The following is a 17,828-nucleotide window of genomic DNA, read 5'->3' as shown; positions in this document are numbered from 1 at the left end:
AAATGACAATGAACGATATTTTCTCTAGAAGTGGATCAGCGGCTTGATCATCCCGTCTTCCTTCGTTTCCATCATCTCGAAGGCCTCCTGAATATCGTCGAACTCGAACTCGTGGGTGGTCATCTTCGTCGGGTCGACCTTGCCCTGATCGAGCAGCCGGAGCAGGCGCTGGATGCGCAGGCGGCCGCCAGGACAGAGATCGGTGACGATGTCGATCTCGGCCATTCCGACACCCCACTCGGCGCGGGGAATCTTCCGGAACTCACCCTCGCCGTGGTAGCCGACGTTCGAGACCGTGCCGCCGGGTTTGGTGACCTTGATGCAGTCCTGGAGTGTCTCGTCTGCGCCGAGGGCCTCGATGGCGGCGTCGACCCCCTCGCCGTCCGTGAGTTCCATAATCTCTTCGGCAGGGTCGACTTCACCGAAGTCGACGACGTCCGTCGCGCCGTACTCGCGGGCGAGTTCCTTCCGTTCGGGCACCGTCTCGACGGCGATGATCCGACCGGCACCCTGCAACACGGCCCCTTTCGTCGCCATCAGCCCGACGGGACCCTGCGCGAAGACGGCGACGGTCCCACCCATCGGGATGTCGGCGTTCTCCGCGCCCGCGAAGCCTGTCGAGAGCATGTCCGCGACGTAGGCGGCCTCGTGGTCGGTGACACCGTCGGGGATCTTCGCCAGGTTCCCGTCGGCGTCGTTGATGTGGACGTACTCCGCGAACGTGCCGTCCTTGACGTTGGCGAACTTCCAGCCGCCAAGTGCCTCGTTGGACTGGGAGGGGTGGCCGTCCTGAGCCGCGACGGAGTTCCAGTCGGGTGTGATCGCACCGACGGCGACCCGGTCGCCTTCCTCAAAGTATTCGACCTCGCTGCCGACCTCGTCGACGACGCCGACGACCTCGTGGCCCAGCGTGAGGTCCTCGCGCTCGCCGATCGCACCGTGGACCGTATGACAATCAGAGGTGCAGATCAACCCTTCGGTGGGCTTGAGAATCGCGTCCATCGGCCCCGGTTCGGGCCGTTCTTTCTCGATAGTGGCCGTTTCGCCGACTTCGCTCATTACAAATGCTTTCATGGTTGCTAACATATATCCCAACGGCTGCCTTGCTTATAAAGGTCGGCTCCGTTTTCGTCTTCCGGGAACTTCGAGGACTGGCCGTCCCCGACGGCAACGCTGTCAGTGGCGAGACTCGCGGCGGGCATAGATACATTTCAGTGCCGATCGAACGCCACAGACGATGGGGCGAATCCACGGAGGGACGACGGGATGATCGCCGAGACGTTCGTCGACCTCGTCGGTGAGAACAGCGTCGTTCAGGCGCTGGTGGGCGGGATCGTGATCGCGGCGCTCAACCTGCTGGGCGCGTCGCTCGTCCTCGTCTGGCGGGATCCGAGCGAACGCGCGCTGGACGGCGCGCTGGGACTCGCCGCCGGCGTGATGATGGCCGCGGCGTTCACCAGCCTCATCGTTCCCGGGATCGACGCGACCGAGATCCTCGTCCCGGGCGTCGCCGCGGACGGATTTCTGCGGCCGCTGCCCGTTCTGATCGGGATCGCACTCGGCGTCCTCGTCCTCGATCGTGGTGACGCACTCGTCCCGCACGCCCACATCTTGCTGACTGGCCGCAAGCGCGAGGACGCGGCCGGCCAGTCCGAGCAGCTCCCGATCGACGAGCCGCGGATCGCGAGTGTCGTGCTGTTCATCCTCGCGATCACGCTCCACAACATTCCCGAGGGGCTCGCCGTCGGCGTCGGGTTCGGTTCGGGTGACGTCGGCGCTGCCCTGGCGCTCATGGTGGCGATCGGGATCCAGAACGTCCCGGAGGGGCTTGCGGTCTCGATCGCGGCGATCAACGCTGGCCTCGATCGGCGACTCTACGCCGCCGTCGCCGGGATCCGAGCGGGCGTCGTCGAGATTCCACTGGCCGTGACCGGTGCGATCGCGGTGACCGTCGTCGAGCCGCTGCTCCCCTACGCGATGGGGTTTGCGGCGGGCGCGATGTTGTTCGTCATCAGCGACGAGATCGTCCCCGAGACCCACACACGCGGCAACGAACGCGTCGCGACGCTGGGCACGATGGCCGGCGTCGTCGTGATGCTGTATCTCGACGTCGCGCTGGGGTGAGCGGCTGATCGATTTCTGGACACGCGATGCGGGTTCACACGGTGTCAACCCCGTCGTTTCCCGGGAAGTAAAGTAACCACTCGTCGTAATTTGGCGTAATGACCGATCGGAGTTCCGGTTCTGTGGACGCAGCGATCTCCCGGCGAACCCTCCTCGCGGTCGCTGGGAGTGGGGCGCTTGCGGGACTCAGCGGGTGTCTGGCTGAGGGGAACCCGGCCGAAACCGAGACGACCCTGTCACTGACCGATACGGCCACCGGCGAGACGCGGACGCCGGTCAAAAACGAGGAAGTCTCCCTCGGTCGCCTCGAATACTACTACTTCGAGTTCTCCCTCGACGGGCCGACCGAGGTGAGCTACCAGGTCGACGTCGTCCGCGGCGATCCCATCCACAGCTACCTCGTGACGCCCGAGGAGTACGAGATCCTGGCCGAGGAGGAGTCGGGTTTCGAGGCTATCGAGGGGAGTATCGTCGAGGAAACGTACTCGGGGACGGCGACAGTCTCGCTGGACAGCGGTGACTACCGACTGATCATCGTGAACACGAACGCGGACGTGCTGCCGGAAAACGCTTGAATCGGCTGGTTTCTCGGGTCGTCAGCAGTGCCCAGTTGGGGACGCGTTATCCGAACTTGTAGGAGACGCCGCTGCCGTTCTCGGGGTACTCCCAGACGACGTTGCCGTGCGGGCAGGCCCACCGGCAACTGCCACACTCCAGGCAGTTCTCGTAGGCGATCGTCGGGACGCCGTCGTCACCTTCGTCGCGCCAGACGTTGGCGGGACACACGGAGACGCAGTCCTGGGTGACACACTTCTCCTCGCAGATGCCGGCGAGTTCCACGTCGAGGTGGGAGTCGCCGGGGTCCTCGTACTTGACGGTGTAGAGGCGGTCTTCGATCGATGGCTGTTCGACGTCGGGGGTTCCGGGTTTGACACTCATTGTTAGCGAAACATCTTGCGGTATTTCCAGGCTTTCTTCGCCGCACCGAGATAGCCACCCATCGCGCCGACGAGGCGCTTGCGGGCGGATTTGGTGTGGCGGGTCTTCGGTTCGTCGTTCATCCGGAAGTAGTCGGTCTCGGCGTCCGCGATTGCCCGCGGCAGGTCGTCGAAGAGGAACTCCTTGTCCTCTGCGGCCGCATCGAGGAACCACCCGTAATGGTTCAGGTTGTCCATCACCCACGACTCGCTGAGGTCGTCCTCGTAAGCCGAGAGTGCGGCGGCGTCGGTCCGCCCAGTTTCGATCGCTCCGGCGACCGCCTTCCCGGCGTGATAGCCACTCTCGACGGCCATGTTCGTTCCCTCGAGGTGCAGACCGTTGTTGAGCACCAGGCCCGCGGCGTCACCAGTGATGACGGCCCCGTCGTGGACGAGGTCGGGCATCGCGTCGGGGCCGCCCTCGGGAATCGCGTGGGCGGAGTATTCCACCATCCGGCCGCCCTTGACCAGCGGCGCGACCGCCGGGTGGGACTTGAAGTCGTCGAGCACGTCGTCGGGTGTACGCTCGTCGTGGACGGCGTCCTCGATGGAGTAGACGACACCGATGGCGAGCGTGCGTTTGTTCGTGTAGATGAACCCGCCGCCGACGGCGTCGCCGACCGCGCCGTCGCCGAAGTAGTGGATCGCCGCCCCCTCGTCGTCGGTGAGGTGGAAGCGATCCTCGATGGTCTCGCGGTCGTATTTGCGAACCTCCTTCGCGGAGACCGCGACGTCGTCGCGGTGCTGGGGTTCGGCCAGGCCGGCCCCCTCGCTCACGAGGGAGTTGGCTCCCTCCGCGAGGACGACCGTCGGCGCGTGCAGCCGTCCGTCCGGGCGGTCGGTCTCGACGCCGGCGATGGCCCCGTCCTCGCGAACGAGGTCGGTCACTGTCGTCTCCGTAATCAGCGTCGCGCCGGCCTCGACGGCCTGCTCGGCGAACCACTCGTCGAAGTCACCCCGAAGGACCATCCAGGAGTCGTTGTGGGGGTCGTCCTTCCAGGCCGCCGGCTGCATCGAGATCTCGGTGGCGTCACCCTCCTCGCTCAGCATCGAGAAGGTCTTCTCGGCGACGAATCGCTGCGTGGGCGCGTCGTCGAAGTCCGTCAGCTCCCGGATACGCGGGGTGAACATGATCCCGCCGAAGACGTTCTTCGTCCCCGGCGTCGTCCCGCGTTCGAGCACGATGACGTCGAGTCCTTCCTCGGCCATCGTCAGCGCGGCGGCGCTACCCGCCAGTCCCGCGCCGACGACGATGGCGTCGAACTCGCCGTCGTAGCTCGGTGTCTCGCTCGTGGGCTGGGGCATCGGCGGCCCCTCGCTCTCGAGGTCGTCCGTTTCTTCCGGTTCGGCGTCTGGTCCGGCGCCCTCGCCGGATTGTGCGTCCGTACTCATGCTGTCACCTCCTGGCCCTCACCGAGTTCCTCGCGAAGGAGTTCGAGCAGTTCGGGCATGACCTCGGCATAATCTTCGACGATGCCGTAATCGGCGTTCTCGAAGATCGGAGCGTTGGGATCGTTGTTGATCGCGATCACGGTCTCGGAGTCGTCCATCCCTTCGACGTGCTGGATCGCCCCGGAGATCCCGACGGCGATGTAGAGCTTCGGGCGGACGGTCTTGCCCGTCTGGCCGACCTGACGGGCCGGCTCGATCCAGCCCTCCTCGACGGCCTCCCGCGTGGCGGCGACTTCGCCACCAAGCAGGTCTGCGAGTTCCCAGAGGGGATCGAAGTCGCCCTCCAGGCCCATGCCGCCGGCGACGACGACCTCGGCATCCGTGATGTCGGCGACGTCGCCGACCTCGCGTTCGAGCACCTCGCTGCGTGTGTCGTCCTCGCTGACGACGACATCGACGCCCTCGATCTCGCCCTCACGGCTCTCGTCTGGATCTGGCGTGTCGAAGACGCCCGGCCGAACCGTTGACATCTGCGGGCGGTGATTCGGGCAGATAATCGTCGCCAGCGCGTCCCCGCCGAAGGCCGGCCGGCGCATCTCGTACCGCTCGTCGGTGATCTCGAGTTCCGTCGTGTCGGCCGTCAACCCGGCGTGGGTCGGGACGGCGACGCGACCGGCGAAGTCCCGGCCGGTGTGAGTCCCGCCGATCATCGCGATGTCGGGCTTGCGTTCCTCGACGAGGTGACGGAACTGTTCGCCGTAGGGATCCGCGCGATAGGGCTCGAAGATCGGATCGTCCGCCACGAGCACACGGTCCGCGCCGCGGGCGATGGCTTCGTCGGGGATGCCCGACTCGCGGACGCCCTCGCCCATCACCAGCGCCACGAGATCCTCGTCCTTCTGGTCGGCCAGATCACGACCTTTGCCGAGCAGTTCCCAGGCGACCTTCGCGACCTCGCCGTCGTGCTGTTCGACGAACACCCAGACGTCGCTGTGGGCCGCGACGTCGGCGGCGGTGTCCGCTTGGGCACCGGCGGCCATCTCAGAGCACCTCCGCGATCCGGTCGGCGAGCTTCTCGACGTCGTCGACAGTCTCCTGCTCGCGCGGGACCGGCTCGGCGGTCGCCATCCCGCCGACCTGCGTCGGCGAGACGGCCAGGCCGACCTCGTCTTCGATGCCCAGATCCGACGCTGCCCACTCGACCGGCTCGAAGTCGGTCTCGGCGAAGATCTTCCGGTGGAGTCCCGCTGTCCGGGGCTCGTTCTCGCCGAACTCCATGGCGACGACGACGGGCAACTCGGCGGCGACCCGCTCGTAGCCGCCTTCGACGTCGCGTTTCGCGACGAGGCGATCTTCCTCGGGCCGGGGTTCGAGATCCTCGACGTAGGTGAGCTGGGCCCAGTCGTTGTGGGCCGCGATCCCCGGCGGGACCTGCCCGGTCGAGGAGTCGGTCGTCTCCTCGCCGCCGAAGACGACGTCGGCGTCGAGTTCGTCGGCCGCGCGGGCCAGTGCGAGACTCGTCGGCCAGGTGTCGCTGCCGCCGAACGCGCGATCGGTCAGGAGGACGGCGTCGTCGGCACCCATCCCGACGGCCGCCCGGAGCACCTCGTGGGCGCTCGGTGGCCCCATCGTGAGGGCCGTGACCGTGCCGCCGACCGCGTCCCGTACCTCCAGGGCCGCCTCGACGGCGTTGTAGTCCGGTGCGTTCATGACTGCGTCGGCGTCAGCCCGGTTGAGCGTCCCCGTGTCGGGATCGATCGACACCTCCGCGGCGTCCGGGACCTGCTTGACACAGACCACGATGTTCCAACCGTCACTCATCGATACGTAGTCCCCCTATATAGTGGGATTGCGATTCGGTTCACATCGGGAGAACGGTTCCTCACGATAGTAAATGACAGCGAGATTCCCAGCGCGTGAAAACGCCTCCAGCCCGAATTCGAGATGCATCACGTCGCTCTCATTCTCACATCCGGGACGCATCACGGTCTTTTTTGACCACGATATCGTGATGCATCATTGTTCTGTACGCCCGTATATTGGGGGACGGTAGTCACGCCTGACTGCTGGCCTGTGAGCAGGTATCGCTCGGCAGCGAGCGGGGACGTAGCCTACAAGAGTTAAACCGGAGCCCACACAACGATACCTAATCAGGTGGTGTATCCCTGTCATCCCTTCCGGCAGTGACGGTCGGCGTCCCGGTCGTGGCCTATCGTGGGCCGGACGCCGCGTCCCTGGCCGAGCGCTGGAACGGGCCCGACCGTCCGTTTGTCCTTCGACCCTGGGAGACTGACAGTTCGGCCGAGACCGACGACCAGCGGCCAGTTGACTGTGTCGTCCTCGAAGCCAGAGCCGACCGCGACGTGAGCGCGTGGGTCGAGGCAGTGGGCGAGCGCCTCGGGGCAGTCCCGATCATCGTCGTCAGGGTCGGACAGATAACTGACCTCGAGTCGGCCATTCCCGACGGGGTGACGAGTCAGTTTACGGTCGCTCCGGAGGTCGACCGCGTCGCGTTGCTTTCGAAACTCGCGTCAGTCGTCGAGGAACACGTTTCTGCTCGCAGCGAGCGGTCGATACTCGAGTCGCTACTCGCGAATGTCCCGCTGTCGCTGTACGCAAAGGACCGCGACGGGCGACATGTCGCTGTCAGCGACGAAATGATCGACATGATCGGTCCGCCGTACATCGAAAATCAAGAGAGCAAACGCCATCATCATCCGGCGGACGTCCTCGGGAAGACCGACTTCGACCTCTACGGTCCGGAACTCGCCGTCGAGAGTACCGACGCCGAACAGTCCGTCATCGAGACCGGCGAGCCCGTCGAGGATCGCGTCGAGGAGTCCTACGGCGAGCGCGGCATGGGTTCGAGCGTCGTGACGTCGAAAGTCCCCTGGTACGGCCCGGACGGGAGCGTCCGCGGGACGATCGGCGTTACCCGTGACATCAGCGAGCGCAAGCAGTACGAACATCAACTCAAGCGCCAGAACGAGCGCCTCAGACGCCTCGCCACGATGGTGAGCCACGACATCAGGAACCCGCTGTCGGTCGCGGTGGGCCGCCTGGCGATCGCCCGGGAGACCGGCGATCCCGAGCACTTCGCGGCCGTCGAGCGCGCGCACGATCGCATCGACGCGCTCGTCTCCGACATCATCACTGTCATGCGACAGGGTGAACCTGCGACGGATCTGGACGCCGTCCCACTCGCCGATCTCGTACGCGATGTTTTCGAGGAGCACGCCACAGCGGGAGTCCGACTGACTGTCTCGACTGACGCGACGATCTATGTCGATTCCGGTCGTGTTCGGCAACTGTTCGAAGAGCTGTTCGAGAACGCGATCGAGCACGGCCGCGACGCGGACGGCGTCATGACGATCACCGTCGGCGACCTCCCCGACGGAACCGGCTTTTTCGTGGCCGACGACGGGGTCGGATTGTCAGCTGACCATCAGGAAAAACTTCTCAAACCGGGGCTTTCGGGGTCGAACACCTCGACGCTCGGACTCGCGCTTGTCGCAACCATCGCCGACGCTCACAACTGGTCGATCAATCTCACGGAAAGCGAGGAAGGGGGCGCACGCTTCGAGTTCCACGGCGTCAGGAACTTCGACGCCTCGTCGTCGGGACGGCGATCACGAGATGCCTAACAACTCGAAGGCCCGATCCTGGTCACCGTCCATCCGTGAGAGAATCGACCGCGCACGCTCGCTGGCTGCTGTATCGGCAGCGACGTGGACCATCCCTTCGCCGGGCTGGCCGTAGACGACGCTGGCCCCGGGCGGCGCGACGATAATCGCGGGCAACGTCGCGAGATCCTCCTCGCCGTCGACGACCACTATCGTCGAGGGGTCCTCACGGTCGAGCGCCTCGGCCAGGGCGGCAAGCAGGTCGGCAGTCACCGTCCCGGCCGGATTGTCGACCTGAACGCGGTACTCGAACCACTCCTCGTCCGCGTCGGTCCCGACGATACGGTCTCTGACTCCCGCCTCGACCGCACACCGCTCGGTTCGCTCGTCGATCAGCGAGACATCTGGCGGTCGTCCCGCCTCGAGCAGGTGATAGGTGACGATGTCGCCGACGGCGATCAGGGGATCGCCCGCTTCGGCCAGTAGCGAGTCGGCGTCGGTAAAGACGGGGCCGAACGGCTCTTTTAGCGCACTCCGAAGCGACTCTGGCAAGGAGAGGACGACGTCGCCTCCGGCACCGCTGCCGTCACGGTCGAGTGGCGTCGATGGCTCTTCCGACACGGTCTATCGAACCTTCAGCGCGTACTTGCCGGGTTCGGTGACTTCCATCTCGGTGGCGATCTCACTCTCTTCGGGGTGGGTAATGATGACGTAGCCCGCCCAGTCCTCGGTGAGCGAACTCGACCCGCAGGCCTGACAGACGTCGGCTTCCGGGTTGTCCTGCACCCGGTGGCACTCACGACAGACGTACCGATCGGCCATCAGTTCTCACCCGCTTCGGCGCGCGCTTTGCGCTCCTCCTCGAGCCAGCCGTGCTTGCCCAGGCCGACCTGTTTTGCCGTCAGGCCGATCTTCGAATCCCGGGGGTTGCGCTCGTCGATGGACTTGGTGACGATCCGGGCTCGCACCGAGTCCCCGACCGTGAGCGTCCGATTGGAGTCCCGGGAGGCGAGTTGCTGATTCTCGCCGTCGTAGGCCAGATACTCGTCGGAGATCTGGGAGACGTGCAACAGACCGTCGACCGGGCCGATCCCGACGAACGCGCCGAAGTTGACGACCTCGACGACCTCGCCGTCGACGACCTCCTGCATCTGGGGGTCGTAGGTTAGCGCGTCGAACTCGGCGACGTAGTAGACGCCCGGTTCGTTGGGGACAACCGCCCCCTCGCCGATGTCGTGGACCTCCGTCACGGAGACGATACTCCCGACGTCCTCGTCCATTTGCCCCTCGAGTTTGTCCTGTAGCAGTCGTTTCACGAGTCCCGGCGTGACGTCTGCCAGGTGCTCGGGCGGTACCTCGACCGTGTCGCGCAATCGAACCCGTTTGTACATGTTATGGCTGAGTGATCGCGAGTTTGTTCCGGCCCCTTAAACCAATTACTGGACGGTCCGCGGCCAGCAGGGCCTCTCGCAGCGGCCCGTCGTTGGTGACGGCGTAGGCGTCCAGTTCGCGGGCGAGTTCCAGCACCGCGTCGTCGGCGTTCGTCGCATCGTGTTCCCGGATCGTGCACCGCTCGACGAGGTCGCGACCGACGCTCGCCGCCGTGGCTTCCTCGCCGCCGCCGTCCGAGAGCCGATCGAGTTCCGCGACGACCGCCTCGGGGACGACCAGGTTCGTCTCACCGATCACCCGATCGAGTTCCTCGAAGACGCGGACGTTACATTCGACCGGCATCATCAGTGCGTTGGTATCCAGGACCGCAGTCATTCGCGGAGCGTCCCGACGCCGATCAGCCGCCAGCGCGCGCCGATCCGACGGTTGATCGCGATCTTCGCCCCCTCGCGGGCACACACCGGCCGTTTGAGCGCGACCTCGGCCTCGCCGTCGCGAGCACTCGTGACCGAGCCGACGGTCGTCGCCGTCCCGATCGTCAGCATGAGCGGTTCGCCCGTCGAGATTTCCTCGACCTCGTCGGTATCCTCGCCGACGACGCGGTCGAGCAACTGAATGTCCATCGTGAACGACTCCTGGACCGGCGGGAGCGTCCCGGGCGGCCCGGCGATCTGGCCCGCCAGCGCGTCGCCTTTCGTGAGCGAGGGATCGAGTCCGGTCCCAACACCCAGCAATCCACCGGGCGTGACTTCGTCGACGGCCCCCCCGCCGGCCTGCAGCGACCGGACGTTCGTCGTGACGGGCCGCCACTCGGTCTGGCCGCCCTCCGCGACCTCGCGGCCGGGTCGGAGCTCGATCTCGTCGTCGGCTTCGAGGCTGCCCTGGGCGAGACTGCCGCCCAGCACGCCCCCGGCAAGCGAGTCCCAGGTCGATCCTGGGCGATTTACGTCGAAGCTCCGGGCGACCAGCATCTCGGCGTCGGCGTCGCGATCGCGCTCGGGCGTCGGGATCTCCTCCTCGACGGCCTGGATGAGCAGATCCATGTTGACGTTCTGGCCCGCGCTAATCGGGACGATCGGCGCGTCCTCGGCGACGGTCCCCTCGATGAACTCCTGGATCTGCTCGTAGTTGCGCCGTGCCTGCTCGGCGTCGACCAGGTCGATCTTGTTCTGGGCGACGACGATGTTGTCGATCCCGATGATGTCTAAGGCCATCAGGTGTTCCTCGGTCTGTGCCTGCGGAACGTCCTCGGTCGCCGAGATGACTAGGACGGCCCCGTCCATGATGGCCGCGCCGGCGAGCATCGTCGCCATCAGCGTCTCGTGGCCGGGCGCGTCGACGAAGGAAACCGTCCGCAGAACGTCGGTCTCGACGTCGTGCTCGGGGCACGCTTCGGCGACGGTGTACCCCGCCGCGTCCGCACCCTCCGGACACTTCCGGAAGGTCGCGTCGGCGTACCCCAGTCGGATCGAGATCCCGCGTTTCATCTCCTCAGAGTGCTGATCCGTCCACTCCCCGCTGAGAGCTTCGACGAGCGTTGTCTTCCCGTGGTCGACGTGCCCGACGAGTCCGATGTTCACCTCCGGGTGTCCGTTGTTTCCTGTCATCTCCAGAGTAATCGTGACCGAATATTCCCGCCTGGCAGTCATAAAGGTACTGTTCTCGGCCCACTGGTCCGTGCGCAACGGGAAATCCTCAACTTCGAAATCGACGCCACGAAGCGCCCGACAGCTGCCCGATCACTCCTCGCCGGGACCGGATCGGTACGTCCAGCGCGACTCGACGTTGCGGTTGGCCAGAACGACCAGCCCGTCGTCGGTCCGCAACCGACTCTTCCGGAGCCCGATGTCCGCGACGGTGCCTGTCGTCGACTCGGTCGTCACGGTGTCGCCCTTGTTGAAGTCCGGGTCCCGGAGCAGGTAGACGCCGGCGACCGTGTCGGCGATCATGTTCGAGAGGGCATACGAGACCCCCAACCCGATGAACCCGGCGGCGGTTCCGAGGCTCGCCGCGACGTTGCCCAATCCGAGGACGTTCAACAGCGCGAGCCCGGCCCCGAACCACAGGAACGTCCCCACGACGAGCAGGAGGAAGTCGACGATGAGGCGCTGATCGGCGGGATACACCCGTTCGAGGACCGACCGGACGACTGTCGTGACGAGTTTGATCCCCACGTACGCGACGGTGAGAAACACCAGCCCGGAGAGCGCGCGCGGGATCGCGGCCAGGACGTCCGCCTGGAACGATTCGATCACCGTCTCGATCACGCCGACAGCGAGTACCGTGACCATGTGACGTGGCTCGGATTCACGCGGTAAAACGCTACTGCCCGCCGGTGGGCCGCCCGACGACACTGGAGACAGCATCGCCGAGTCTCCCCGGCCGAGACGCTCTTGTGCCTCGCCACCCGAGAGCCGTCCGTGCGGGAGTATCGCTTCGAACTCGCGCTGTGTGGGACACTCGAGGATGGCGAGCGCCTGCTCGCCCGCCAACTCGGTGCGCACGTCCACGGCCGCCGGATCGCCGACGTCGTGGCCCTCGACCCGGGTCCCGAATTCGAGCAGCGAGCCGCCATCACCGACGGGACGATTCCGCCGGCGGCCATCGAATCGCCGGTCGGCCCCGGCCAGGCCAGGCCGCTCCGGGACGTCTTCCCCGACCGCCGCCCCGACGAGCGCCACCGGATCGCCGACCGGGCGGTCGAGGCCGGCTTCTTCGAGTCCGAGCGCCGGCACGGGGATCGGTACGTCCGGCAGGTCACTCGCTACCCCGACGCGTGGTTCGACCGCCTGGTCGGCATCGAAAACAAGCCCGATCTCGACCGACCGGGCGACCTCCAGACCCAACTCCGGACCGACGTCTCGCTCGGCCTCTTCGACGAAGTGATCCTGGCGACGGCCTCTCACGTCACCGGCGCACACCGCAACCGGCTCCCCGAGGAAGTCGGAATCTGGCGGTTCGACCCCGACACCGGCGAGCGCGAGGTGCTCAAGGAACCGACGTCACTCTCGACCGACGAGTGGGGTCTCGAGGTGATCGAACGCGAACCGGGCCAGGCCGCCGTCCAGCCAGTCGATCCCGCGGCGAAAAGTCGCGCCCGCCGGCGGCTCGCCGAGCGGGCCCACGGCAAGGGCTGGCGGACCTTCGCCTGGCCGGCGTGTACCCGGTGTGACCCCGACGGTGCCGAGGCCGCTCCTGCGGTGCCATACTGCGCCTATCACGACCGGATCGTCAACCCCGTCGAGGACTGCGGAGAGGCCTGCCCGGGTCACGAGCCGGCGGATCCGTCCGCGGTCGACGTCGAGGCCGTCCGCGATTCGCGGTCGATCTGGGTACACGACCCGGCCGGCCGACAGCGCCGACAGGTCGGCCTCGATCGCTTCGGGTAGGGGGTCGCTCCTGGCGCTACTCCTGTATCTCCCGTCGCAGGTATAGGAAAGCAGTGTAGACGCCGGTAAAGACGATGACGAACGCCGCCGTTTCGACGAGGTTGACCGCTCCGTCCATCACCAACTGGATCGCGAGATAGACGACCGTGGCGACGACGGCACTGATCGCGACGGCAACGGCTGGGTTCTCCGCCGGAACATCGCTCAACGACGCAGGATCGAGATCCATGCCGGCCCTTCGCCCGCCAGCACATAGATGTTGGGCGTCGGCAGCCTATCGTGACTGTGAGACGTGCGCTACTCACTCGAACAATTCGTCGAGCGTCCGATCGCCGTCCGCTCCCTCGTTGAGCACGGCTGGATCAGCAGGTGCTGCATCGGCGTAGAACGTCTCCGCTCGAAGCTCGGCCACCGAGGATGCATCCACGGTCTCGTCGGATTCCGTCGGCTCGTCGTATGCGAGGGCTTCGCGAACTGGTTCCGGAAGCGCTGGCCGAGGCGCGTCTTCGTGACGCCGGACCGTCTCCGTCTTGTGGGTCGCGTCGTGGGCAGCACGCATGATCGGGAGGCCGCGAAGGTAGTTGTACTCCGCGAGCAGATCGACGCCGAACGGGGTGAGTTCCCAGAAGTCGGCCGGGATGTCCCTGACGTCGGCGTTCGGTTCGTGGTGGTACTGCGCGAGGATATCGTGCTCGGCCAGATCACCCAGTTGCTCGCGGATCGTCGAGCGACTCTTCGGGACGTAGTAGTCGAACTCGGTGATCGAAACCAGGTGGGCGGGATGGCCGAGAACGACCTGGAGCACGTTGTGTCGCGTCTCCTGGGAGAGATACCGCTGGACGGTCCGCTGTGTTTCGTACGGCGCACCATCGTCCACCCCGAACACCTCCTCGATAGCGGGACTTCCGCGACCGGTGGCCCCGTCCGGCGGTACGTGGGGATGGCTCATCGTGAGACACACTACTGGCGGACGTGTGGTAAACGTTTCGGGCAAACCATGACGGTATTTTTGATTATCTCCGACATGGTCGAAACGTTCATTAGCCGAGACTGTGTACCGGGCCGGTACCGATGGGGAACGGGAATGGGAATGGGAATGCTGCACGGCGTCGCCGGGTACACGCGGCGCTACAGCGAGCACTTTCAGGGGTAACGCTGTCGAGCGAGGATTACACGGCGATCCGGACATGGGTCAACGAGGAGTTACCACAGTTGCAAGCCGCTGGCTACACCACCTACGTCGTCTTCGGGAGTTATCGCCGGGAGTACCACCGCTCGCTCCGGATCGCACAGTACGAACTCGCCAAGCCCACGACTGCGACCGCCGTCGTCCTCGGCGATACCCCACCGCTCGGACTCACTCTCGGTCGAGACAGAACTGATCCGCTGGAGTTCGAACTCAAGTTCCATCTGCTGACCGAGTTCGCCGATCGAAACGTCGCCATCTACGAAAAGGACTCCGGCGGCGAGGCCGTCGAACTTGGACTGCTCCGGGGGGATCACTGTTTCGACCAAACGGTGGTTCTTCCACGTGACTACTACGGGATCGGACACACTGACTTCGGCGGGAAAGACGAGGTTCTGGCAGTGGCCAGACGCATCGCGTTCGCCGACGATCTGGACGAGAGTCAGAAGAAAGCGGAACTCCGAGGCCTGCTCGCGACTGCCCGTGATGACGGCATCGAGCTCACCGAACACGAACTCACGGTGTTTCTCGATGACGCGCTCGAAAACAGAGACGAAACCGAACCGTCCTACAGCTGGGTCCATCTCGCTCTCTTCCGACAGTTCGAGGTGGCGAATCGATGCCGAACGTGGCACTCCAGGGAGGACCTCCGGGAGGCCGTCACGAGCGTCGCGCTTGCTGCACCGGGTCAGTGGGCGGTAGACGTTGATGCAGACTGATAGCGCATACCTCCGACTTCAGGCGGAGGTCAAGCGGTAGGCCCGGCACGACAGCCGCCGACGGTGGCCGGGCCGGATTTCGACCGCAACCGTTTTGGTGTGGCTCCGCGTACCATGGTCTGCTACGGAATCGGTGAGACGCCGGCCCCGAACCACAAGGGGCGGCGAACCAGCGGTGGTTCGCACGGCGATGACACGGATTCCGATGGGGCTTGTTTGACCGGGCCACAGCCCTATACGAGGGAGGAAACGAGAGTTCCCCCGGTGTGCCGCCGGTTCCCTCTGAGTGCGGGTTGGAACCTCGAACGCCACACTCGGCGGAAATCCGATGGTCGGATTCCACGTCCTTCAGGGCATGGAGGAGGTCAATTGGCCGATTAGCGGTAGTGTCCGGGGACGGTCATTCCTTGGCCGGCCAGTCCGCCGGCAGGCGCGATAGCGTCGCACTGATCTTGAAATCGTCAAGTTCCGTATTCTCCCGTAACCAGTTCGCCGCGGCGACGTGGGCATCCTGTCCGTTCGGGATGTGGATTCCATCGGGGGATCGGACGACGAACGGGAGTTCGAGCACGTCCCTTTCGAGTACGGTTGCCAGTTCATCGTGGTCCGCTGATCCCGCTACAAGCCGGATCAATTGCCGGGCCGGTATCGGCGACCCCCACGAATGCCGGCGAGCTAATTTCCAGACGAATATCGCCCGTGAGTCTGTCATTTGCCTACACTGTCTCGCTTTCCTATTTATATTCGCCCAGTTCTGATGGGCACAAGTGTCCAACAGATTTAACACGCGGCGACATGATTGTTGAGACAACACGCACACCATGTCGAGCCAGAAACCCCCGGATAAGACGACAGAATTACCCTCGATGGACGAACTGCGCGACGAGTATCCCAGCGGGTGGCGGATCATCGTCCAGAACGAGAGCGTCGGCTACATCCTCGATGCACTGATGGATGCGCTTCCAAGTCGTGAATTCACGAAGTCGGAACTCGCCACTGAAGCCGGTGTCAGCCGCCAGTCGGTATACACCCACCTGGAGTTGCTTCTCGCACTCGAAGTCCTCGAACCCGTCGCGAATTCATCACCGCAGCGATATCGTGTCGCTGCCGACAGCGAACTGCTCGACCTCCTCCACCAGGTGAACGGATTCGTCAACGGGAAACTTTCGCAGTGAGGCCACAGTCGCAAAACACCGTCTCACAGCACGAACGTCTCTCCGTCGACCGCCAGCGGCCGATCGAAGGCCGTCTCGACCGGCAGGTAGTGCGAGAGGTGGACGATCCGTAACTCGCCGGCGTCGAGTTCCTCGCCGAACCGCCTCGCCCCCTCGATGGTCATGTGCTTGCTCCCGTAGGTCATCGGCACGCCGTCGACGTAGTCCGCCCCGCCGGCCGGGTGGGTGTCACACCGGTCAGCCGGGAGGATGCCGTCGACGAGCAACAGGTCGGCCCCGGCGAGGGCGTCCCGGCTCTCCTCGGGAACATCGTAACTCGTATCGCCCGACAGCGAGAGTTTCGCACCCGTCTCGGGGTCCTCGACGACGAGGCCGTAACACGACAGCGGCGGGTGATCGACGGGGACGAGCGTGACGTCGAAGCCGGCGACCCGAAACGACGCGAAGGGATCGCGAGCCCGGACGTCGATGACGTCGAGGTAGTCGTAGCGCTGCCGGACGCTTTCGGCGACGCTCCGGCCCGTCGCAGGGTCGACCTCGCTCGCGGCGTAGACCGGCATGTCCCGTGTCAGGCGATAGAGGTTACCCAATCCGTCGAGGTGATCGAAGTGGACGTGGGAGATCACCGCGGCGTCGGGAACGTCGAGGTCCTCCCGGAGAAACTGCGTCCGGAAGTCCGGGCTGGCGTCGATGAGGAGCGTCTCGTCGGTGCGTTCGTTGCGAACGTGGACCGAGAAACGGGTTCGCTCGACGCCGCGATCGCCGACCGCGACGCCGCGGTCGCGTAGCTGTGTGCGGAGCGCGTCGTCGGGATCGCGAGCACGTTCGCAGACCTCACACGTACACCCGACCGTCGGCGTCCCGGTCGTGTCGCCGGTCCCGAGCAACGTGACTTCCATCGACGGGAGCGTGGCGGCGGTCAGGCAAGGGCCTGACGATACCGGTGGCCGGGCAGTGCGGCGACGGACTCACTGACGGAGGCGACCGCCAGACCGAAGACGACACGCCGCCAAGGCAGGCCGATGCCACCTGCGACACTGCCAGTCCCCGGTCTCGGCACCTACTCGGACGCGAACCGCGAGCAATGGGTCGAGACGGTCCGGACCGCCCTCGACGTTGGGTATCGCCACGTCGACACGGCCCAGGGGTACGACAACGAACAGTACGTCGGCGAGGGAATCGCCACCTCGTCGGTCGATCGAGAGGACGTCTTCCTCGCGACCAAGGTCGATCCCGATAACCTCGCCCGCAAGGACGTCCGCACGTCGACGACGGCGAGTCTCGATCGGCTCGGCACCGAGTATCTCGACCTGCTGTACGTCCACTGGCCGACCCACACCTACGAGGCCAGTGAGACGCTGGCCGCGCTCGAGCAACTTCACGACGATGGCGCGATCAGAAATATCGGGCTCTCGAATTTCACACCCGCACTGCTCGATGAAGCCCGTGAGGTTCTGGACGTCCCGATCACCGCCCACCAGGTCGAGTGTCACCCGCTCCTCCAGCAGGATCGACTCCGGGAGGACGCCCGCGAGCACGACCACTGGCTGGTCGCGTACTCGCCACTCGCCCAGGGCGAGGTCTTCGAGGAGCCGAAGATTCAAGAGATCGCAGACAAGCACGGCGTTTCCCCGGCGGCAGTCAGCCTCGCGTGGCTCGACACGAAGGAGAACGTCGTCCCGATCCCGAAAGCCAGCAGCCGCGAGCACCTGGAAGCCAACCTGGCGGCGTTGAAAGTATCTCTCGATCCCGAAGACGTCGCGGCGATCGACGCCATCGGTCGGGAACACCGGGTCATCGACCCGGATTTCGCCCCCTGGAATCAGTAGCGCGAAAATATCTCACTAGCCG

General features: G+C 65.4%; 22 protein-coding genes. 7 read left to right on the top strand and 15 right to left on the bottom strand.

Going from position 1 to position 17,828, the window contains the following annotated elements; genetic code table 11:
- Window positions 1–24: 24 nt before the first annotated feature.
- Window positions 25–1,074, bottom strand: a complete 1,050-nt coding sequence (locus tag HTIA_RS10180) for an NAD(P)-dependent alcohol dehydrogenase (RefSeq protein WP_020936319.1) — start codon at window positions 1,072–1,074, stop codon at window positions 25–27.
- Window positions 1,075–1,266: 192 nt separating this feature from the next.
- Between HTIA_RS10180 and HTIA_RS10175 the strand changes: the two genes are divergently transcribed.
- Entirely contained in the window at window positions 1,267–2,124 is an 858-nt protein-coding gene (locus HTIA_RS10175) for a ZIP family metal transporter (RefSeq protein ID WP_008524024.1), read from the top strand.
- A gap of 122 nt (window positions 2,125–2,246) precedes the next feature.
- A complete protein-coding gene (locus tag HTIA_RS10170; RefSeq protein WP_020936318.1) occupies window positions 2,247–2,699 on the top strand; it encodes a hypothetical protein in 453 nt (150 codons plus the stop codon).
- 46 nt (window positions 2,700–2,745) lie between these two features.
- Here the strand turns inward: HTIA_RS10170 and HTIA_RS10165 are convergent, their stop codons facing one another.
- From HTIA_RS10165 to HTIA_RS10150, 4 genes are all read right to left on the bottom strand, one after another.
- Window positions 2,746–3,063, bottom strand: coding sequence for a ferredoxin family protein (locus HTIA_RS10165; RefSeq protein ID WP_008524030.1), 318 nt, complete (start codon window positions 3,061–3,063; stop codon window positions 2,746–2,748).
- A 2-nt stretch (window positions 3,064–3,065) separates the two neighbouring features.
- On the bottom strand, window positions 3,066–4,406 hold the full coding sequence (locus HTIA_RS10160; RefSeq protein WP_044951108.1) for an FAD-dependent oxidoreductase: 1,341 nt from the start codon (window positions 4,404–4,406) through the stop codon (window positions 3,066–3,068).
- Window positions 4,407–4,489: 83 nt separating this feature from the next.
- A complete protein-coding gene (locus HTIA_RS10155) occupies window positions 4,490–5,533 on the bottom strand; it encodes an electron transfer flavoprotein subunit alpha/FixB family protein (RefSeq protein WP_008528274.1) in 1,044 nt (347 codons plus the stop codon).
- 1 nt (window position 5,534) lies between these two features.
- Window positions 5,535–6,314: an electron transfer flavoprotein subunit beta/FixA family protein gene (locus HTIA_RS10150; RefSeq protein ID WP_008528273.1), complete on the bottom strand. Its 780-nt coding sequence runs from the start codon at window positions 6,312–6,314 to the stop codon at window positions 5,535–5,537.
- A gap of 362 nt (window positions 6,315–6,676) precedes the next feature.
- Between HTIA_RS10150 and HTIA_RS10145 the strand changes: the two genes are divergently transcribed.
- Window positions 6,677–8,137, top strand: a complete 1,461-nt coding sequence (locus HTIA_RS10145) for a PAS domain-containing sensor histidine kinase (RefSeq protein ID WP_008528272.1) — start codon at window positions 6,677–6,679, stop codon at window positions 8,135–8,137.
- Here HTIA_RS10145 and HTIA_RS10140 read toward each other — a convergent pair.
- The 6 genes from HTIA_RS10140 to HTIA_RS10115 form a co-directional block, all read right to left on the bottom strand.
- The gene (locus HTIA_RS10140; RefSeq protein WP_008528270.1) at window positions 8,123–8,737 is read right to left on the bottom strand and encodes a GTP-dependent dephospho-CoA kinase family protein; all 615 of its coding nucleotides are present in this window, start codon (window positions 8,735–8,737) and stop codon (window positions 8,123–8,125) included. The two genes, HTIA_RS10145 and HTIA_RS10140, sit on opposite strands and share 15 nt — an antisense overlap.
- Window positions 8,738–8,740: 3 nt before the next feature.
- Window positions 8,741–8,941, bottom strand: coding sequence for a transcription elongation factor subunit Spt4 (gene spt4 / locus HTIA_RS10135; RefSeq protein WP_044950789.1), 201 nt, complete (start codon window positions 8,939–8,941; stop codon window positions 8,741–8,743).
- On the bottom strand, window positions 8,938–9,507 hold the full coding sequence (locus tag HTIA_RS10130; protein WP_008528266.1) for a DNA-directed RNA polymerase: 570 nt from the start codon (window positions 9,505–9,507) through the stop codon (window positions 8,938–8,940). The genes spt4 and HTIA_RS10130 overlap by 4 nt, the downstream gene beginning before the upstream one ends.
- A 1-nt stretch (window position 9,508) precedes the next feature.
- On the bottom strand, window positions 9,509–9,883 hold the full coding sequence (locus tag HTIA_RS10125; protein ID WP_008528265.1) for a PIN domain-containing protein: 375 nt from the start codon (window positions 9,881–9,883) through the stop codon (window positions 9,509–9,511).
- Complete coding sequence (locus HTIA_RS10120) at window positions 9,880–11,115, bottom strand: translation initiation factor IF-2 subunit gamma (RefSeq protein WP_008528263.1); 1,236 nt, start codon at window positions 11,113–11,115, stop codon at window positions 9,880–9,882. The genes HTIA_RS10125 and HTIA_RS10120 overlap by 4 nt, the downstream gene beginning before the upstream one ends.
- Window positions 11,116–11,247: 132 nt before the next feature.
- On the bottom strand, window positions 11,248–11,799 hold the full coding sequence (locus HTIA_RS10115) for a mechanosensitive ion channel domain-containing protein (protein ID WP_008528261.1): 552 nt from the start codon (window positions 11,797–11,799) through the stop codon (window positions 11,248–11,250).
- Between the two features lie 129 nt (window positions 11,800–11,928).
- Between HTIA_RS10115 and HTIA_RS10110 the strand changes: the two genes are divergently transcribed.
- On the top strand, window positions 11,929–12,897 hold the full coding sequence (locus tag HTIA_RS10110; protein WP_008528259.1) for a DUF5787 family protein: 969 nt from the start codon (window positions 11,929–11,931) through the stop codon (window positions 12,895–12,897).
- Between the two features lie 16 nt (window positions 12,898–12,913).
- Here HTIA_RS10110 and HTIA_RS10105 read toward each other — a convergent pair whose 3' ends face one another.
- Both HTIA_RS10105 and HTIA_RS10100 read right to left on the bottom strand, forming a co-directional pair.
- On the bottom strand, window positions 12,914–13,126 hold the full coding sequence (locus HTIA_RS10105; protein ID WP_008528257.1) for a hypothetical protein: 213 nt from the start codon (window positions 13,124–13,126) through the stop codon (window positions 12,914–12,916).
- Between the two features lie 72 nt (window positions 13,127–13,198).
- On the bottom strand, window positions 13,199–13,846 hold the full coding sequence (locus tag HTIA_RS10100; protein WP_008528255.1) for a hypothetical protein: 648 nt from the start codon (window positions 13,844–13,846) through the stop codon (window positions 13,199–13,201).
- Window positions 13,847–13,968: 122 nt separating this feature from the next.
- Between HTIA_RS10100 and HTIA_RS10095 the strand changes: the two genes are divergently transcribed.
- On the top strand, window positions 13,969–14,802 hold the full coding sequence (locus HTIA_RS10095; protein ID WP_021029368.1) for a hypothetical protein: 834 nt from the start codon (window positions 13,969–13,971) through the stop codon (window positions 14,800–14,802).
- Window positions 14,803–15,202: 400 nt separating this feature from the next.
- Here HTIA_RS10095 and HTIA_RS16665 read toward each other — a convergent pair whose 3' ends face one another.
- Entirely contained in the window at window positions 15,203–15,514 is a 312-nt protein-coding gene (locus tag HTIA_RS16665) for a hypothetical protein (RefSeq protein WP_021029367.1), read from the bottom strand.
- A 154-nt stretch (window positions 15,515–15,668) separates the two neighbouring features.
- Here HTIA_RS16665 and HTIA_RS10090 point away from each other — a divergent pair, with 154 nt between their 5' ends.
- Window positions 15,669–15,977, top strand: a complete 309-nt coding sequence (locus tag HTIA_RS10090) for a hypothetical protein (RefSeq protein ID WP_008528251.1) — start codon at window positions 15,669–15,671, stop codon at window positions 15,975–15,977.
- A gap of 23 nt (window positions 15,978–16,000) precedes the next feature.
- Here the strand turns inward: HTIA_RS10090 and HTIA_RS10085 are convergent, their stop codons facing one another.
- A complete protein-coding gene (locus HTIA_RS10085; RefSeq protein ID WP_008528250.1) occupies window positions 16,001–16,876 on the bottom strand; it encodes an MBL fold metallo-hydrolase in 876 nt (291 codons plus the stop codon).
- Between the two features lie 123 nt (window positions 16,877–16,999).
- On the opposite strand from HTIA_RS10085, the gene HTIA_RS10080 reads away from it, so the two are divergent.
- On the top strand, window positions 17,000–17,806 hold the full coding sequence (locus tag HTIA_RS10080; RefSeq protein WP_008528249.1) for an aldo/keto reductase: 807 nt from the start codon (window positions 17,000–17,002) through the stop codon (window positions 17,804–17,806).
- Window positions 17,807–17,828 lie beyond the last annotated feature (22 nt).

The sequence above is a fragment of the Halorhabdus tiamatea SARL4B genome, from assembly GCF_000470655.1.
GTDB classification, from domain to species: domain Archaea; phylum Halobacteriota; class Halobacteria; order Halobacteriales; family Haloarculaceae; genus Halorhabdus; species Halorhabdus tiamatea.
Note: the sequence above shows the minus strand (reverse complement) of the source record. Positions and strands in the feature narration are given on the sequence as shown.

Coding starts and splice junctions, on each gene's coding strand:
- HTIA_RS10155 (WP_008528274.1), bottom strand. CDS start 5,533: ATGGCCGCCGGTGCCCAAGCGGACACCGCCGCCGACGTCGCGGCCCAC.
- HTIA_RS10090 (WP_008528251.1), top strand. CDS start 15,669: ATGGACGAACTGCGCGACGAGTATCCCAGCGGGTGGCGGATCATCGTC.
- HTIA_RS10130 (WP_008528266.1), bottom strand. CDS start 9,507: ATGTACAAACGGGTTCGATTGCGCGACACGGTCGAGGTACCGCCCGAG.
- HTIA_RS10085 (WP_008528250.1), bottom strand. CDS start 16,876: ATGGAAGTCACGTTGCTCGGGACCGGCGACACGACCGGGACGCCGACG.
- HTIA_RS16665 (WP_021029367.1), bottom strand. CDS start 15,514: ATGACAGACTCACGGGCGATATTCGTCTGGAAATTAGCTCGCCGGCAT.
- HTIA_RS10080 (WP_008528249.1), top strand. CDS start 17,000: ATGCCACCTGCGACACTGCCAGTCCCCGGTCTCGGCACCTACTCGGAC.
- HTIA_RS10125 (WP_008528265.1), bottom strand. CDS start 9,883: ATGACTGCGGTCCTGGATACCAACGCACTGATGATGCCGGTCGAATGT.
- HTIA_RS10120 (WP_008528263.1), bottom strand. CDS start 11,115: ATGACAGGAAACAACGGACACCCGGAGGTGAACATCGGACTCGTCGGG.
- HTIA_RS10160 (WP_044951108.1), bottom strand. CDS start 4,406: ATGCCCCAGCCCACGAGCGAGACACCGAGCTACGACGGCGAGTTCGAC.
- HTIA_RS10115 (WP_008528261.1), bottom strand. CDS start 11,799: ATGGTCACGGTACTCGCTGTCGGCGTGATCGAGACGGTGATCGAATCG.
- HTIA_RS10180 (WP_020936319.1), bottom strand. CDS start 1,074: ATGAAAGCATTTGTAATGAGCGAAGTCGGCGAAACGGCCACTATCGAG.
- HTIA_RS10150 (WP_008528273.1), bottom strand. CDS start 6,314: ATGAGTGACGGTTGGAACATCGTGGTCTGTGTCAAGCAGGTCCCGGAC.
- HTIA_RS10105 (WP_008528257.1), bottom strand. CDS start 13,126: ATGGATCTCGATCCTGCGTCGTTGAGCGATGTTCCGGCGGAGAACCCA.
- HTIA_RS10100 (WP_008528255.1), bottom strand. CDS start 13,846: ATGAGCCATCCCCACGTACCGCCGGACGGGGCCACCGGTCGCGGAAGT.
- HTIA_RS10165 (WP_008524030.1), bottom strand. CDS start 3,063: ATGAGTGTCAAACCCGGAACCCCCGACGTCGAACAGCCATCGATCGAA.
- HTIA_RS10175 (WP_008524024.1), top strand. CDS start 1,267: ATGATCGCCGAGACGTTCGTCGACCTCGTCGGTGAGAACAGCGTCGTT.
- HTIA_RS10095 (WP_021029368.1), top strand. CDS start 13,969: ATGGGGAACGGGAATGGGAATGGGAATGCTGCACGGCGTCGCCGGGTA.